The following is a 15970-nucleotide window of genomic DNA, read 5'->3' as shown; positions in this document are numbered from 1 at the left end:
GTTACGAGGCTTTGCTTACTTACTACGTAAAGATTGCCCCACATCTTAATGAACCGCTGTATACGAGACCCGTACGTACAGTGGTGTGAGAGGTTCTCCCCATCAGCTAACGCTGGTGGGGCAGCCTACTCGATTGTGCGTAGTGTTTTTTAGGCAAATAATTTATCGATTTCCTTTTCCCAATCTTGAGTATGAATAATTCTTTCTTTATAAAGATTTTCATCAATAATTTCTTTCTTAGTTAGCTTTGTCATTTCTTCCCAATCTTTGTCAAAAACATATGTTGCATTTCCAATATTCATACTTTCTAGAATGAAAATATTTAGTTTAGGGAAACCGTAGACAGTATAATCAGAAAACCCGCCCAAACCATAAGCAAAAAATGTTGGCCCTTTCTTAGAAATTTTCTCAATCCTATGCGCAATTACGGGTCTATTTCCTTTTGGCTGTGTATTTATTCGTTCTCTGATAATTGGCTCAATTTTTTCCCAAGGGTAGTCGCCTTTAGGAAATATTTTCCAATTTAATCGTATGATTTCTGGTGGGATTATGGTTTTATTCTCACTGTCTAGTACATCACATTCTCCAAACAGTTCTAAAAGTAGATTTATAGAATGTTTCGTTAAATTAAAATTTGCTTCTTCTTTTTTTAATCTTGAGGCTAATAAAACTTTGTTTCCGTCAATTTCTATAATTTGTAATTCAATATTTGGTGCTGAAATTGGTTCTCTGTGTATTCTTTCTCTTGAATACGTTACAATTTTCGAATACTCATTACCTTGATAATCTTTCCAGTGCCAATCCCTAGAAATGAAGTAGATTTCTTTTGGTAGGTCACGACGTAATTTATGGCCTCCGTCAGCATTGAATCTTGAAGTCGAGCCGCAAATTTTTGGTAAAACCATTTCTCCAACATTCAAGTCTTCAGTAAATCCAATTTCTACTAGTCTGTTTTGGAATTCGTCTAAACCGATAAGTCCAATTGAGAAAATTTCATTTTTTTTAATTTCATAAAGATAATTCTCAACATTTCTAATTCTTTTTTTGGAAATTTTCATATGTCTGTTTTTTTAAAAAGTTTTTCTTGAGTTTTTACATTACGCACAAATTGTATATATGTGTATGTTTCTTGCACAATAACATCCAAATATTGATGCATTTGTACAGGGTTCCTTATATTTTATATTTCCTCGATTAATAAAAAACCGAGTTCATTTTTCACTGTTTGGGGAGCTCGAAATTCTTTGTCAACAAATATGATCCAAGGGCAGGAAAGAATTTCAAGGATTAAATATATATAAAAAAACTAGATGTTAGACGTTAGATGATAGAAATTATAAGTGATGAGTTATGAATTATGGGTTATTAGTTATAAGATATATTGTGAAATGAAGTAGAAGGCATACGCTTAAAAAAGAAAAACCCAAGCTTTCGCTTGGGTTTTGTCGGTTTAGGCTTTCTCAACCTGGAAAGTTTCGACCTGGGTTTTGAGTTCCTGGCTGGGTCGGTAAGCGAGCCGGAGTTGTTTTACCAAATTAGAAGTTACTTCCTGTTCGGTGGCAACCGCATCGCTGTTTACCATCACCCGAAAGCTTCCTAAGTTACCCATCCGCACTATTTTGCCTTCGGCCAAAGCCAGTGGAACCACTTCGGTGAGCGCCATCAATACGGCATACACATCTGTTTTACTTACCGTCGACATCATCGCAATTTGTTGCGATAAACTATTCAGCGTTGCATCGCCCTGGTTTACAACCGTGGCATAATACTTTTTGGGGGCCGCAAGATCACGTGGATTGGTCCGGGCCAGAGATTTGATTTTAATGGTCATAATATTTGTTTTTTTAAGGTTAATTAATATCCATTGATACCAAGTAAGGCGAAATGTCACCCCCTCAATAGCCTTTGCAATAAAAACAGAGACTTTAAATTGAAGCAAAAAAGGGGGAGTTGAGCAGCTAAACTCCCCTTTAAATTCAATGTAAAATTTTTTAAAAAATTTTTACAAAAAGTGGATTAAATCAAAACAACTTGTGTAAAGAGAAAATGAGACTTCTCAAAACTATAAATGAGAGAAGTCAAAAAAAAAATAAGACTTCTCAAAAGTACAAACGGGACTTCTCAAAACTATAGAGCTTCAGGGACGACGTCCCCGGATGGGGACGTTGTCCCTCAGACAACCCTGAGTGCGAAGCAAATCGAAGCATTCGTTTGACATTCCGAACGAAGAGAGGAATCTCAATCCATAAAGGGGATTTCTCTCCCGCTTGCAGCGGGATCGAAATGACAGCTTGTATTTGTCATTTTTGTAATTGGGTAGGCCTGAAAAAACGGCGGGCAAGGGCTGGTCTGTAGAGCTTCAGGGACGACGTCCCCGGATGGGGACGTTGTCCCTCATATTGCGAAGCATACCAAAGCATTTGTTTGTCATTCCGACGAATGAAATGAGGAGGAATCTCAATCCTAAAAAGAGATTTCTCTCCCGCTTGTAGCGGGATCGAAATGACAGCTTGTATTTGTCATTTTTGAAATTGGGCAGGCCAGAAAAAACGGCGGGCAAGCGTGGGTCTGTGCGCAGGGAGCATCGTTTTTTCATGTTTTTTGGTTCTTTTTTCAAAAAAAGAACATTTAAACATTCTTTTCTTGTTCTTTTGTCTTGCCACAAAGCGGTTAAAATTTCATTTTGTTCATTTCTTTTGCTTGTCCAAAAGAAACGAACCAAAGAAAAGGACAGAAAAAACGATGCTATCTCCCCACGATGCCACCCCACGCCCGCCGTTTTTTCAGGCCTACGCTCCATAATCTTATTTAATGTACAACTCAAAAATTGTGGGTACACGTTAGCCGTCCGATGGGCGGGACCATAAAAGAACATGTAACATCTCTTAATTAAAACAGCACCCTGAGTGCGAAGCTTATCGAAGGGTGCAAGGACTATAATTTCCTCACCATCATAATCCCATCCCTGAAAGGAAGCAATAAATTTTCAACACGGGCATCTTGCTGTACAAAATCATTGAAGGCCAATAATCCCACCGTATCTTTATCGGCAGGCGATGCTTCTTCAATTACCTTTCCCGACCAAAGCGTATTATCTGCCAGAATAAAAGCTCCGGGGTTTAATTTGTCAAACACCAGATGATAATAATTGAGGTAATTTTCTTTATCCGCATCGATAAAAACCAGATCAAATTTTTCGTTTATTTCAGGGATCAGATACATGGCATCTCCCGAATAATAAATGATTTGATTTTCGATGCCCGCCTTTTGAAAAGCATTCATGGCGATGTGTTGTAATTCAGGATTTTTTTCAATGGTATGAATGCACCCGTCCAGGCTTAACCCTTTTGAAAGACAAATAGCTGAATAGCCCGTAAAAGTTCCAATTTCAAGAATCTGTTTTGGTTTGATCATACAACTGATCATCTCCAAAAACTTACCCTGTAAGTGACCCGATAACATTCGCGGATGAACCGTTTTTAAATGAGTTTCGCGATTTAGCCGGAACAAAACCTCACTTTCGGGGCTGCTATGCTCCTCCGCATATTTTTGAAGCTCCTCTTTGATCATGCTATTTGGAGTTATAAATTAAGGCACTTTGAGATTTTGGATCAAAAATTTCATTTGAAATTTCAAGCAATTGTTCGGCCGTCAAATCATTGATTGAACGAATAATTTCTTTGACCGATTCTATTTCGCTGACCTGCAAAAATCGTCGGCCATTCGACAACATTTCACTCACATTTGATTCCAACGAAATGGCCAATTGACCTATGATTTGGGTTTTGGCGCGACTTAATTGCAGTATTCCCAATTTTTTATCCCTCAGATCTTTCAATTCTTTCTGAACAATAGCTGTTGCCTTGTTTAAATTTTCCGGATCGGTTCCAAAATAAATACAAAAAATACCGGTATCAGAATAGGCCTGATAACTTGATTCAATGTCGTAAGCATACCCATGACGTTCGCGCAGGGCCAGATTTAAACGTGAATTTAAACCGGGTCCACCAAGTAAATTATTCAATAAAACGAGCCCGAGGCGTTTATCATCATCCACGGCATAGGCGATATTCCCGACAACACTATGAGCCAAATGATTTTGCCTGATAATTACCTTTTTAGTCGGGATATAATGAATTACTTTTTCTCTGGCTTTTACTCTCAGGTTAGGCTTGATATTCCCAAAATGCTTAGTCGCAATTCTAATCAACTCCTCAAAAGTGATGTTCCCAACCGAACTGATCACCATTTGATCGGTATGGTAATTTTGCATCATAAATTCAAGAATATCCGATTTATTGAAGCTTTTAACGGTTTCCTGAATTCCAAGTATATTATGGGCAATGGGATGGCCATCATACAACAACTCTTCAAAATCGTCAAATATTTGTTCGGCAGGACTGTCCTTATAAGAATTGATTTCATCCAGCACAACATCTTTTTCTTTATTAATTTCTTTTTCAGGAAATACCGAATTGAAAAGAATATCGGCAAATAACTCGAGCGACCGCTCGTAATGTTCGTGAAGAAAAGAGGCATAAATACAGGTTTCCTCTTTAGTGGTAAAAGCATTTAAATCGCCCCCCACATTTTCAAGTCGGCTAAGTACATGATAGGCCTTGCGCTTTGTTGTTCCTTTGAAGATGACATGTTCAATAAAATGAGCGATCCCGTTTTGGGTTTCGGATTCATCTCTTGAACCTGCATTGATGATCAAGCCACAATGGGCAATCTCCCTGGTATTATAACGGTGAATGATCCTTATTCCGTTCTGAAGTGTAAAGTATTGAACTTCCATAATTTCTTAAAAAGAATGCAAAATTAACACTTTCGGAACAACAAACCTTGAGGATTATTTTTTGAGCGCTTCCAATCCTTGAGGATAAATCCAAAACATAGGAAATAACCCTACAAAATTGCCTTCTTTATCGAATTTATCAACTACGGGCGCAATCCCAATAATCACTTTTTTGAAGGCCAGGTTTTGTTCATCCATGTACCATTCTTCCAGAAACCTGATTTTTACAATGTCTTTAATTTCAATTTTTGAAACGATTAAAGTGTCGTATTCCGCATAAGGAGGGGTGGTTCTGGTGAGGGTACGATAGGCACTATCGACACCTATGCTTTTTAATTGTTCGATGCTCAATGGATGATTAAAATAATCATAAGCAGGAATGCGCCCTTCATAGGCAGCATCCAATAAGTTTGAAACCAATTTTAACCGTTGGGTTTCATCGATGTTTTGAATCCATGGATCATAAGATGCATCAGGACTTTTAATCGAAACATCGTATTGAATTTTTTGGGTGATTGTTTCCATTTTCTGTTTTTGCGTACATGAAAATAACGCAAAAAAGACAATAATTAAAAACCTGTTCTTTTTCATCGGAGTTGATTTGTTTGCTTAAAAATACTGAATTTCATCATCCGATTCTGGTTTTTTTTATCCTACCTTTGGATGAAAATGAACCTCTAACAAAGAAAAATTAAGCGATGCAACAACTTTTTTCAAAGCCCAGTTTTATTGTTGACGAAAACAAATGCCGTCGGAATATTGCAACCATGATTGCAAAAGCAAATAAACATCACTTGATTTTCAGACCCCATTTTAAGACCCATCATTCCATTGAAATAGGTCGTTGGTTTCGGGAAATGGGAACTGATAAAATTACGGTTTCGTCTCTAGACATGGCCCGATATTTTGCTTCGGATGGATGGAAGGACATTACGGTTGCCTTTCCTGTTAACTGGCTTGAGATTGACAAGATCAACGAGTTAAGTGCTCAAATTAATTTGAACCTTATTGTGGAATCTGTCGAGACTGTAAACTTTTTAAAACAGAATCTTAAAAATAGTGTTGGTGTTTTTATTAAAATTGATACCGGCTATCATCGAACAGGTATTTCTGTAAACAATACTAACTTAATCTCAGCGCTTATTAATGAAATTAAAAATACTTCATGTTTGAAATTGAAAGGGTTTTTAGCACATAATGGGCATACTTATAAAACCAATTCGATCAAAGAAATCGAAGAGATTCATTCAGGCTCCTTAAGGGAATTATCCAAATTGAAAGCTCAGTTCCAGGATCAGGAAACACCCTTGATTGTTTCATTTGGGGATACACCGGGGGCAAGCACCATGAATGATTTTGTTGGTGCTGATGAATTAAGGACCGGTAATTTTGTGTTTTATGATCTGGTTCAGGAGCAAATAGGATCGTGCAGTTTTAAGGATATTTCTGTGGCGATGGCCTGTCCTGTAGTTGCTAAGCATCCCGACAGAAATACAATTATTATTTATGGCGGAGGAGTTCATCTTTCAAAGGAATCACTCAAAATGCCCAATGGTGAACAAATATTTGGAAAGATTGTTCACTTAAAAGAAAATGGTTGGACCGATCCCATTCCGGATTGTCACCTGTCCTCCATCTCGCAGGAGCATGGAGTAATTACTGCTTCTGATTCATTTTTTGACTCAATAAATATTGGTGAATTGATTGGTATCTTACCCGTACATTCATGTATGACTGCTGATTTGCAAAATACTTACTTCAATTTTGAAGGAACCTTAATCCCCAATCACAGAAGCTAACATAATAACGTGAGTTCGATATAAGAAAACAGTATAATACAGACTTCCTGTGCCTTAAGCGTTTTAATAAATTAAGATATAAGACGTTAGACTTTAGATATTAGACAAAAGCAGTTTTATCCATGGTCTAACTTCTAATATCTAACGTCTTATTAGCTCAAAAGGCTAAATTTCAGACATACTGAACCCATTTCGTGAGAAATGCTTAGATCGAACTGAGGTTAATATAATTTGTTTTATTCTGTTAATAAATACTTCTTACCTAAAATACTCGAAGAGTAAAAGTTAGCCTGTTGGCCAATTTTAGAATATTTTTCCCAAAAATGGAAATCTGCTGATTTCGATTAAAATTATATTTATCTGATATTCTGAATTTTAGATAGTCTTTCTTAAAATGGAACATGGTTTGACATTTATAATGTACAAAAAAATGAATGCATTATAAAACAAAATATAAAGCCATGAAAAAAACATTTTTACTACTAGCAATTTTGACTACGGTATTAGTATCCTGTCAAAAATTCGACAATGCGGTAGATGAGGAGATTTCAGAAACAGTCATGAATATGTCAGCCTTGAATATCAGTGATAATTTTGACTGGAGTCTGCTCAAAACAATAGACCTGAATATCACATTGCCAGAGCACGATGCTTCTCGAATTCTTTACATTTACTCAAGTGATGAAGAAAGATTGTATTTTAAAGGTCATACTGACGATGGGTCAAGAGTACTTAAAACCAAAGTTACAATTCCGACCTATGAAACTTCCGTCTTAATTAAGTATGGAGTAGGTAATGATTATCCAAAAGTTAGTTCGCTCTTAAATGGGGGAACGTTAAATTATGCAATCTCCAACAACCTAAAAGCCACAACAGCTGCAGATTGCGATGATGATGGCAATAACAATATTTCAACTTTTGGTGGATTTCAATTTAAGTTTGATGGAATGGTTGAGAATATTAATGGAACCTCAACATGGACTTATACTGTTACAGGTGTAGCTCCGGGTGGGCCAACCTATAAAGATCTTTCACATTGGGTATTAGCTTTATGCCAAAATCACACTGTTACTTCTGCAACACCCAATGGCGTATGGGAAGTTAATACTGACCCTACTTTAAATGTTTATGGAATTAAGTGGGACTACGAAATAAACAAAGAAGGTGGGACAAAAACATTTAGTTTTACATTAAATAAACAATATGATATAGGTATAGTAGATTTGGCATTTAAAGCCGGACAGAATCTGCTTTACTGTTCAATAAATGGTCCTTTATGTGAAGAAGGTGATCCAGATCCAGATCCGGAATTTGAAGGCACCCTCGCTTTTGAGGACTTGTGGCCAGGAAAAGGAGATTACGATATCAACGATTTGGTAGTGGAGTATAACTTCAACATTAATAAAGATAACAACGAGAAAATAAAGGATATCACAGCTACTTTCAAGGTCAGGGCTTTTGGAGCAGCATTACATAATGGTTTTGGATTCTCTTTTCCAAATGTTAACCCTAGCAGCATCCTCAGTGTTTCTGGATATCAAATTCAGTCTGGCAGCATATATAGTTTGGCAAGTAATGGTGTTGAAAACGGTCAATCAAAAGCAACATTCATTGTTTTAGATGACCCATTCAATATTATGCCTCATCCTGGTTCCGGAATTGGGGTGAATACTCATCATCCGGCACCTTATGTTACGCCTGTTACAATCACGCTCTTTATCGACTTTGTTGACAATACAGTTAGCTACAGCCAGCTAAATATCGGACAATTTAATCCATTCCTAGTTGTGAATCAAATCAGAGGCATGGAAGTGCATCTCCCGGATTATGCTCCGACCGATTTGCATGATCCAGCTTATTTTGGAACTTGGGAAGATGATTCAAATTCAGGTACAGGAAGGTATTATAAAACTGAAGATAATTTGTTCTGGGCAATTAATATTCCTGATACATTTGATTATCCAAATGAGAAACAAGTAATTTTAGGTGCATATAATCATTTTGCAACCTGGGCTCAAAGCGATGGGGTTCTTTTCCCGGATTGGTACAAGAACTTACCAGGATACAGAAACGCAAGTGCTATATACTAATTAAAAAAACCCGGTTAAATGCCGGGTTTTTTATTTAATGTCTACAAGAAATATCGAATCTTTACCATCAAGCCTTAAAGATAACTCCTTTGTTTTTTTTGCCATCAATTTTTACAATCAAGGGTTTTTCAAATCTCAGATGCCTTAAGTATTCATCTTCATAAACTGCTTCTTGTTTTTCAAGATAATCCAAATCGTAAAAACCATCATTTTTAAATGGGTTGATCGTAAAATAACCTACCCTAAAAGAAGTAAGATTTTGAAAAAAGTGTGTTCCCTGACTGGGGTCAATGCGATAATCCTTTAAACCAGATTCGACAATAACCCGGGCTGCCGAAATTTGAGACCACTTAACGGGTATCCCAAGCCAGGGATCACTTGAACCCCACCTTCCGGGACCAACTAATATATAATGCTTTTTATCCTTCAAAAATTCAACATTAAGTTTTTCGACTGCCAAGGCAATTTCATTGTTATTTTTGGCATCAAATGAAGCAGGCTTCACATAAATAAAGTCAAAAATATTGCTATGAATACCATTACCTAAAGCTGAATTTGAAATAATGACAGTTTCTTCCTTCGACACATTCTTTAAATCATCCTGAATACTCTGATTGTTATCAACGATCGGACGAATTTGTAAAAGATTAAAAACCTTAGGTCTGTTATTAGTGTGGTTCAGCTCTACGGCAAATTCAATTTCAATTGGTTTTCCCATCTCGCTCTGACCAATTTTCAAAATGTCGTCCAGGATTTCAGCTAAAGGGAAAGTTTCATGTTTCAGAATACTTGAAAAAGTGATAATCTTTTTGCCTTCATAATTTATCCCGTCTCGTACTATATTATTTTGGAAATCGTAGGTGGAGGCTATATGTCTGATTGATCCGTCTTTTTCTGCATCAGTGATTCTTAGCTTTATTAGATTATGACTATCATCAACAGAGGGTTTAAAGGTATTTGGATTTAAATCCAATGCATAAAATGTTTTTTGCGACTGCTGTAAGGCCATTTCCGGACTGCTATTTTGCAATACTTTCTTGGGAAATCGAGGTGAAAACCTTAATGTTTGGCCGCCGTCAACCACATATTTTCCCAATCCTAAAGCAATATTTGCAATTCCGTCTTCTGGTTTTTCGGGTTCGATTGGGTAAAAGTTTATTGAACGTGCTACCCCGGAAATAACCGGATAAAATCGATCTCCATATTTCTTTCCGCAGATCTCCTGAAGTACTATTCCCATTTTTTCTTCATCAATAACATTGGAAGTTGCTGTCATATATGCTTTACTATCTTTATAAAAAGCGGAAGCATAAACACTTTTAATAGCATCTCCCAGCATGTTAATCATTAATCGATCATCATCCATTATATTCGGGAGCATGTAAGTAGAATAAATTCCTGCGAATGGCTGATAATGGCTATCTTCCAATAAGCTGGAGGATCTGACCGCAATGGGGTTTTTTATAAATGATATGAAGGTATAAAGATCCTCATGAATCCTGAAGGGAAGTCTTGCTTCAATAAAATGCTTTAAGATTTCTTCATCCTTTAAATCGGATAAAGCAATTTTATGCAAATCATTTTCCTCCATGAACTCATCAAAGACATCTGTGCCTAGAACTACTGTTCTAGGAATTGTAATAATCAAACCTTCATATTTATCATACAAATGTTTTCTTTTGATGAGTGCATCCAAAAATGCCAACCCTCGTGCTTTACCACCAATGGAACCTTCACCAATTCGGGTAAAAGTTAAATATTCATCAAAACGATCCCTATAAAACTCGGCAATAACTCCTCGTGCTTTATTTAACCTGAAGCTCCCAATTGCATCAAAAATAAATCGTTTGATTTCATCCATATCATTAAAATCCTCTAATCTGATATCGACTAGTAATTCTGCCAAGGGAAATAATGCCCGTGCACGCATCCATTTTGACAAGTGATTCCTACTTACGTGATATTCAAGCGAACGATCCGGTATTGGAAAGATGATCTCTTGTAATGCTTTTAAATCAGTTGCACGGGCAATTTCCTTGCCGGTATCAGGATCAATAAAGATAAAGTCTCCAAAAGCAAAGTATTCGCGTATAAAATTTCTTAGTTCAATAGAAAGGGTTTTAGAGTTTTTATTGATGAACCCTACTTTAAGTTTTTTAGCCAGTTTTGCATTTCCAACATCCGATGATTGCAAGAGCAGAGGCATGTAGATGTCGTCCTTTTTAACCTTTTCGTACAATTTAATGCCTGCCTGTTTATCCAGGATACCCTCACGCTTATAAGCCATGTCAGAAATGATCCCAAGCATATTTCTTTTGTACTTATCATAAAAGGCTACTGCCTCTTCATAGTTAGTTGCGAGCAATATTTTCGGTCTTCCTCTCATACGTAGCATCTGTTGATGCTCATTTAAGCCTTCTGTCATAAACATTTTAGACTGCTTAAATATTATTTTGTAAATATTTGGCAGATAGGACGAATAAAACCGAATAGAATCTTCTACGAGGAGTATCGTTTGTACCCCCACATTTTCAATATCAGATTCAACATTCATTTTATCCTCGATAAGCTTAATAATCGCCAATAAAATATCTGCATTCCCAAGCCAGCTAAAAATGTAATCGATCGCACTTAGATCCGATTGATCAATTTTTAAAGAAACTTCTCTGGAAAAAGGGGTTAACACTACAATTGGGATATCAGGATATTTGACTTTGATATTTGAAGCCAGATCAAAAGTATCCCGCTTTTCGGCACTTAGCATTGTGATGATAAGGTCGATTTTTTCAGTTTTAAGCAATGCAAATGCCTCTTCCTGCGATGCAGCTTGTATAAACTGAGGAGGATATCGTAAGTTTAAAGAAACATATTCATTAAAAATTTGCTCATCAATCCTGCCATCATCTTCCAAAATAAAAGTATCATACGCACTTGCGATCAATAGCACATGATAAATGCGCTTTTTCATCAATACATTAAAAGAAGTATCATTGAAATAAAACTTTCTGGCATTTAAATTAGCTGGTAATGGGCTCATAGAATTCTAATTTTTTACAAAAATACATCAATTGTTCATTCTGCTTTGGCTCAAATCATATAAATCTGATTCTGCTTGGTATCTTCAATAATAAAAAGGATTCAACTTAACCAATACTAGTGGTAGAGATAAACTTAATAAGCTGTTTTCATTAAACTTTACGTTTTTTATCGATAAAACCAGCCAAATAAATTCCCAGAACAATGTAAGATACCAACCCGGTAACCAAGAAGATGAAAAACTTTCGAGTACCGATATAATCAGCTGATAGGTTTTTAACGAACATATAAGTCACTACAGCTGCAAGAACGAATGTTAGAACAACAGCTAAATGAGCGATTAGCGCATTATCGTTTTTAATCCCTTTGGTAAAAAACAGAAGGATAAACCCAAAAAATGCCGGAATCAATGAAGTTACTTGAATATCCCCATCGCTCATATAGCGAGCAATCAAGCCAAAAAGGCCTATTAATAATAAAAAAATGGCGTAATAATAATTTACTCTATGTGGTGTTTTCATAATTTATAATCATTTTAAATAAGTATCAAATTTACAAATTAAATCCTAATAACATTGGTTGTTGTAATTTTATTAGTAATATTAAATTCATGTCGATTTTATAATAATGGCGAATGACTTACAGGAATTTCAGGTGTTTGCAAAACCGATAGGGGCAAGTTGCAATTTGAGTTGCAGTTATTGTTACTACTTGAACAAAATCAATCTTTATCCTGAATCCGGTAAAAGAATAATGAATGATGATACGCTTGAACAATATATCATTCAGCACATAGAAGCAGCATCCTCTTCTACGATCGTATTTTCGTGGCATGGCGGTGAACCCACACTTTTAGGCATTGATTATTTTAAGAAAATTATTCAACTACAAAAAAAACATCAACCAGCAAATAGCCACATAATCAATGGTATTCAAACAAATGGGACCTTACTCAATGTTGAATGGTGCCAATTTTTAGCCAAAGAGAATTTTACAGTCGGGGTAAGTATTGATGGGCCGGGAGAAATACATGATTTGTTCAGGCGAACCCCGGATAATCAATCTTCATTCAGCAAAACCATTCGAGGTATTGAACTTTTAAAAAAGCATAAGATTTTTTTTGAGATTCTATGTGTTGTCCATTCTAAAAATGTTGGTGTACCCCTATATTTATATGATTTTTTTAAAACTCTTGGCACCAAATATATCAGTTTTCTACCACTTGTTGACCGCAGGAATGGCTTCATAATCCCTGAAAGCGTTTCGGCCGAAAAATATGGTCAGTTTTTATGTGCTATTTTTGATGAATGGAAAGCCAAAGATATTGGAGAAATAAAAATTCAAATTATCGAAGAAGCAGCACGCACAGCTTTTGAACAAGAGCATAGCCTGTGCATATTCAGAAAAACATGCGGAGGAGTCCCCGTGATAGAACAGAATGGTGATTTTTATACTTGCGATCATTTTGTTAATCCGGCACATTTGATTGGGAATATTAAATACACTTCTTTAAGCACCATGCTAAATAGCTCGCGACAGGTTGCATTTGGAAAAGATAAATGGGATAGTCTTCCGAGATATTGTTTAAATTGTGAGGTATTAGAAATGTGTAATGGAGAGTGTCCTAAAAATCGATTCACTGAAACTCCTGATGGCGAGAATGGATTGAACTATCTTTGTAAAGGATATAAAATATTTTTCAACCATATCCAGCCATTTGTGAATGAAATTAGAAATGCATATCTGAATCGGTAATCTCTATAAAAAAATAAGGAAAGTATTTAAATTAATGCAGTTTGGGAGAAAAGGGTATCGATAAATGAATGATTTTCAAGAAAATATTGATAAGCAGATTGAATTTAACAAAGCCAGAAATCTCTTTTGCAATGAGATTAATAGCTCCTTACGATTCATCCCGGAAACCATCCTTGCTATTGAGAAAATTAAAGAAATAGATACTACTTCTAAAAATCTGCTTTTAGATTATGTAACAAACAAAGCTTTGGAGGAGTTTTGCAGGGTTAATCAATATTACAGTTTTAACGAAAAAGCAAAAAGAGATTTAAGAAAAATATATGCTAATCTGTTTTTGAGTTTCAGAAAAAGAAAACTCCCCATAGATGTGATTGCTAAAGCGCACTATGAGAATTTAGTAAACTGGCTTCGAGAAACAAACCCCTTTGCAGAAAAGATTTATTTATCAAAAGATGAAATAATAGAAACAGTAGCCTGTTCAGAATATAGCCATACTATACAAATTGAAATACTTCATATTGATGTTTATAATCTAATCGCTCCAGTTTTAGATATTGGATGCGGTATGCAGGGTAATTTGGTGGCATATTTACGAAACATTGGAATCGAAGCTTACGGCTTTGATAGGTTTGCCAGAAACGATCCTTTTTTAAGTAAATCTGATTGGTTTGAATATGAATTCGAAAAGGATAAATGGGGGACAATTATTTCTAACCTCGGATTTTCTAACCATTTTAAACATCATCATTATCGCAAAGATGGTGACTTTGTCATTTATGCTAAAAAATATATGGATATATTGAATTCATTAAAAGTAGGAGGATGCTTTTTTTATGCTCCTGAACTTGATTTTATTGAACAATATTTAGATGTAAGTAAATACCAAATAACAAAACAATCTGTGGGAAAATATGACTTCAACGCCTTACAAGTGAAAAGATTGAAATAAGGAAAAGTAATCTCTCCCCAATATAGCAAATTCATATTTTATCTTATGACGCAGTATGCCAATTTATGTCTTAAGATAATCCATTAATCAACTGGACAAAAAGTCAAGTCTTAAAATAAAAATTGATCATAATTTTGTTTTTAATGAAAATTCTTCCGATGTTTGGGTTGGATATTTTTAGATATAATTAATTGTAGCCATCTTTATAAACCTATTTACCTATGAAAAAATTACTCCTCTTCATTTTTGCTTTTACTACACTTAACTCAGCTATATGTTTAACCCCTAAAGAGAAGGCCGTTCTTAATGAAGCCAGAATCGGGCAATCAAAATCGGTAAAATCATCTCCTGAAGCTTTTGGAGAAGCGGTTTTTAATGCATTAAAAGCTAATAATTATGATAAAATGAAGCCTTACTTGCCAACCACAAAAGATATTGAATACATGAGAGATTTCGAAATTCGAAATGATCCGGCAATGAAAGATAGTAAACAGGCAAGTTTATTGGCCAGCCTTAAAAAGTTTCAAAAATCCAGAATCGAAAACTCGAAAGAAAGTTTTGATAAAATATATGCCAAAGTAGAAGAAAAGGGCATTATATGGAAAGACATAACATTTCAAAAATCGGCTTTTAAACAAGATAAAAAAAAGGAATTAGAACAAGGTGACGTCTACATCTTTTTCAATTATCTGGGTGCAGAATATATCATTGAAATTACAAATTGCATGAAGGTTGATAGAGGATGGTTAATTGGAGATAAAATGACCTTGCAATAAAATAATTGTTGGGTAAATTAGATTAAACACATCATTAAAAACATATAATTAAAAGGTGCAGATAATGTCATTTGCATCTTTTTTATTTGGCTACTTAACAAGCGTTACCGCATAATATTTTAATAAAGTAGCTTTAATCCTATGGTTTAGCACAATACCCAAAGGCAAAACAGAACCAGAATAGCCAATTTTTTTAATGATCTGAATAAATTTCAGCATTCATATCCTCATCAAATCATCAATTTTAGTAAGTGAACAATTTTGAATTAATTGCTCTTTACTTGTTGTATAGTAGTGATTGTTGTAATTTTACATTTGAATTTATAACATAAACTTAGTAATATCATTTTGTTGCTGACTATTAAATGAAAGAGGATTCCCATAAAAACGACTGGTCCAATTGGACTAAGATAATTAGCAGATATAATAAACCCAGCAATGCAAAAAGCTGGTTTCAAATAGCCAATTCATATATTCCATACATTGGATTATGGATTGCCATGATTTACAGCATCAAGATTTCATATTGGCTTACTTTAGCATTATCAATTCTTGCAGCTGGGTTTTTGGTGCGGATTTTTATCATTTTCCACGATTGCGGGCATGGGTCATTTTTTAAATCACCTCTTTTAAGTAGGGTCATGAGTATTATTTCCGGAATGCTGGTTTTCACCCCTCATCATAAATGGCATCACGAACATCATTTGCATCATCAAACTGTGGGCAATTTGGATAAACGTGGTACCGGCGATGTCAAAACTATTACG

Annotated in this window: 14 protein-coding genes; 6 read left to right on the top strand and 8 right to left on the bottom strand. The window is 35.4% G+C overall.

Annotated features, from left to right (window positions below):
• Nucleotides 1-149 precede the first annotated feature (149 nt).
• The 6 genes from KKG99_07520 to KKG99_07495 all read right to left on the bottom strand — a co-directional run bounded on the left by KKG99_07520 (nt 150) and on the right by KKG99_07495 (nt 5323).
• Nucleotides 150-1058 (bottom strand): hypothetical protein, encoded by a 909-nt coding sequence (locus KKG99_07520; protein MBU1012838.1) that lies wholly within the window; start codon nt 1056-1058, stop codon nt 150-152.
• Between the two features lie 392 nt (nt 1059-1450).
• Nucleotides 1451-1891, bottom strand: coding sequence for an HU family DNA-binding protein (locus tag KKG99_07515; GenBank protein MBU1012837.1), 441 nt, complete (start codon nt 1889-1891; stop codon nt 1451-1453).
• Between the two features lie 468 nt (nt 1892-2359).
• Entirely contained in the window at nt 2360-2800 is a 441-nt protein-coding gene (locus KKG99_07510) for a hypothetical protein (GenBank protein MBU1012836.1), read from the bottom strand.
• A 134-nt stretch (nt 2801-2934) separates the two neighbouring features.
• The gene (locus KKG99_07505; protein MBU1012835.1) at nt 2935-3570 is read right to left on the bottom strand and encodes an O-methyltransferase; all 636 of its coding nucleotides are present in this window, start codon (nt 3568-3570) and stop codon (nt 2935-2937) included.
• A gap of 1 nt (nt 3571) precedes the next feature.
• Complete coding sequence (locus KKG99_07500; GenBank protein ID MBU1012834.1) at nt 3572-4798, bottom strand: insulinase family protein; 1227 nt, start codon at nt 4796-4798, stop codon at nt 3572-3574.
• A gap of 54 nt (nt 4799-4852) precedes the next feature.
• Nucleotides 4853-5323 (bottom strand): hypothetical protein, encoded by a 471-nt coding sequence (locus KKG99_07495; GenBank protein MBU1012833.1) that lies wholly within the window; start codon nt 5321-5323, stop codon nt 4853-4855.
• A gap of 173 nt (nt 5324-5496) precedes the next feature.
• Between KKG99_07495 and KKG99_07490 the strand changes: the two genes are divergently transcribed.
• Nucleotides 5497-6597 carry an alanine racemase gene (locus KKG99_07490; protein ID MBU1012832.1) on the top strand — a complete coding sequence of 367 codons (1101 nt, stop codon included), beginning with the start codon at nt 5497-5499 and terminating at the stop codon, nt 6595-6597.
• Nucleotides 6598-7058: 461 nt separating this feature from the next.
• A complete protein-coding gene (locus KKG99_07485) occupies nt 7059-8687 on the top strand; it encodes an LruC domain-containing protein (GenBank protein ID MBU1012831.1) in 1629 nt (542 codons plus the stop codon).
• A 67-nt stretch (nt 8688-8754) separates the two neighbouring features.
• Here KKG99_07485 and KKG99_07480 read toward each other — a convergent pair whose 3' ends face one another.
• Both KKG99_07480 and KKG99_07475 read right to left on the bottom strand, forming a co-directional pair.
• Nucleotides 8755-11724, bottom strand: a complete 2970-nt coding sequence (locus KKG99_07480; GenBank protein MBU1012830.1) for a phosphoenolpyruvate synthase — start codon at nt 11722-11724, stop codon at nt 8755-8757.
• 151 nt (nt 11725-11875) lie between these two features.
• Nucleotides 11876-12244 (bottom strand): hypothetical protein, encoded by a 369-nt coding sequence (locus KKG99_07475; GenBank protein ID MBU1012829.1) that lies wholly within the window; start codon nt 12242-12244, stop codon nt 11876-11878.
• A 106-nt stretch (nt 12245-12350) separates the two neighbouring features.
• On the opposite strand from KKG99_07475, the gene KKG99_07470 reads away from it, so the two are divergent.
• The 4 genes from KKG99_07470 to KKG99_07455 form a co-directional block, all read left to right on the top strand.
• Nucleotides 12351-13478 carry an anaerobic sulfatase maturase gene (locus KKG99_07470; protein ID MBU1012828.1) on the top strand — a complete coding sequence of 376 codons (1128 nt, stop codon included), beginning with the start codon at nt 12351-12353 and terminating at the stop codon, nt 13476-13478.
• A gap of 64 nt (nt 13479-13542) precedes the next feature.
• Nucleotides 13543-14427 carry a class I SAM-dependent methyltransferase gene (locus KKG99_07465; protein ID MBU1012827.1) on the top strand — a complete coding sequence of 295 codons (885 nt, stop codon included), beginning with the start codon at nt 13543-13545 and terminating at the stop codon, nt 14425-14427.
• 221 nt (nt 14428-14648) lie between these two features.
• Complete coding sequence (locus KKG99_07460; protein MBU1012826.1) at nt 14649-15203, top strand: hypothetical protein; 555 nt, start codon at nt 14649-14651, stop codon at nt 15201-15203.
• A 365-nt stretch (nt 15204-15568) separates the two neighbouring features.
• On the top strand, nt 15569-15970 hold a 402-nt coding region (locus tag KKG99_07455; protein MBU1012825.1), incomplete at its 3' end, for a fatty acid desaturase.

It is taken from the genome of Bacteroidota bacterium (assembly GCA_018816945.1).
In the GTDB taxonomy this organism is placed as follows: Bacteria; Bacteroidota; Bacteroidia; order Bacteroidales.
This window is presented reverse-complemented; position numbering and strand designations above follow the sequence as displayed.

Coding starts and splice junctions, on each gene's coding strand:
- KKG99_07480 (MBU1012830.1), bottom strand. CDS start 11,724: ATGAGCCCATTACCAGCTAATTTAAATGCCAGAAAGTTTTATTTCAAT.
- KKG99_07495 (MBU1012833.1), bottom strand. CDS start 5,323: ATGGAAACAATCACCCAAAAAATTCAATACGATGTTTCGATTAAAAGT.
- KKG99_07475 (MBU1012829.1), bottom strand. CDS start 12,244: ATGAAAACACCACATAGAGTAAATTATTATTACGCCATTTTTTTATTA.
- KKG99_07510 (MBU1012836.1), bottom strand. CDS start 2,800: ATGGAGCGTAGGCCTGAAAAAACGGCGGGCGTGGGGTGGCATCGTGGG.
- KKG99_07485 (MBU1012831.1), top strand. CDS start 7,059: ATGAAAAAAACATTTTTACTACTAGCAATTTTGACTACGGTATTAGTA.
- KKG99_07500 (MBU1012834.1), bottom strand. CDS start 4,798: ATGGAAGTTCAATACTTTACACTTCAGAACGGAATAAGGATCATTCAC.
- KKG99_07460 (MBU1012826.1), top strand. CDS start 14,649: ATGAAAAAATTACTCCTCTTCATTTTTGCTTTTACTACACTTAACTCA.
- KKG99_07470 (MBU1012828.1), top strand. CDS start 12,351: ATGGCGAATGACTTACAGGAATTTCAGGTGTTTGCAAAACCGATAGGG.
- KKG99_07505 (MBU1012835.1), bottom strand. CDS start 3,570: ATGATCAAAGAGGAGCTTCAAAAATATGCGGAGGAGCATAGCAGCCCC.
- KKG99_07490 (MBU1012832.1), top strand. CDS start 5,497: ATGCAACAACTTTTTTCAAAGCCCAGTTTTATTGTTGACGAAAACAAA.
- KKG99_07520 (MBU1012838.1), bottom strand. CDS start 1,058: ATGAAAATTTCCAAAAAAAGAATTAGAAATGTTGAGAATTATCTTTAT.
- KKG99_07465 (MBU1012827.1), top strand. CDS start 13,543: ATGAATGATTTTCAAGAAAATATTGATAAGCAGATTGAATTTAACAAA.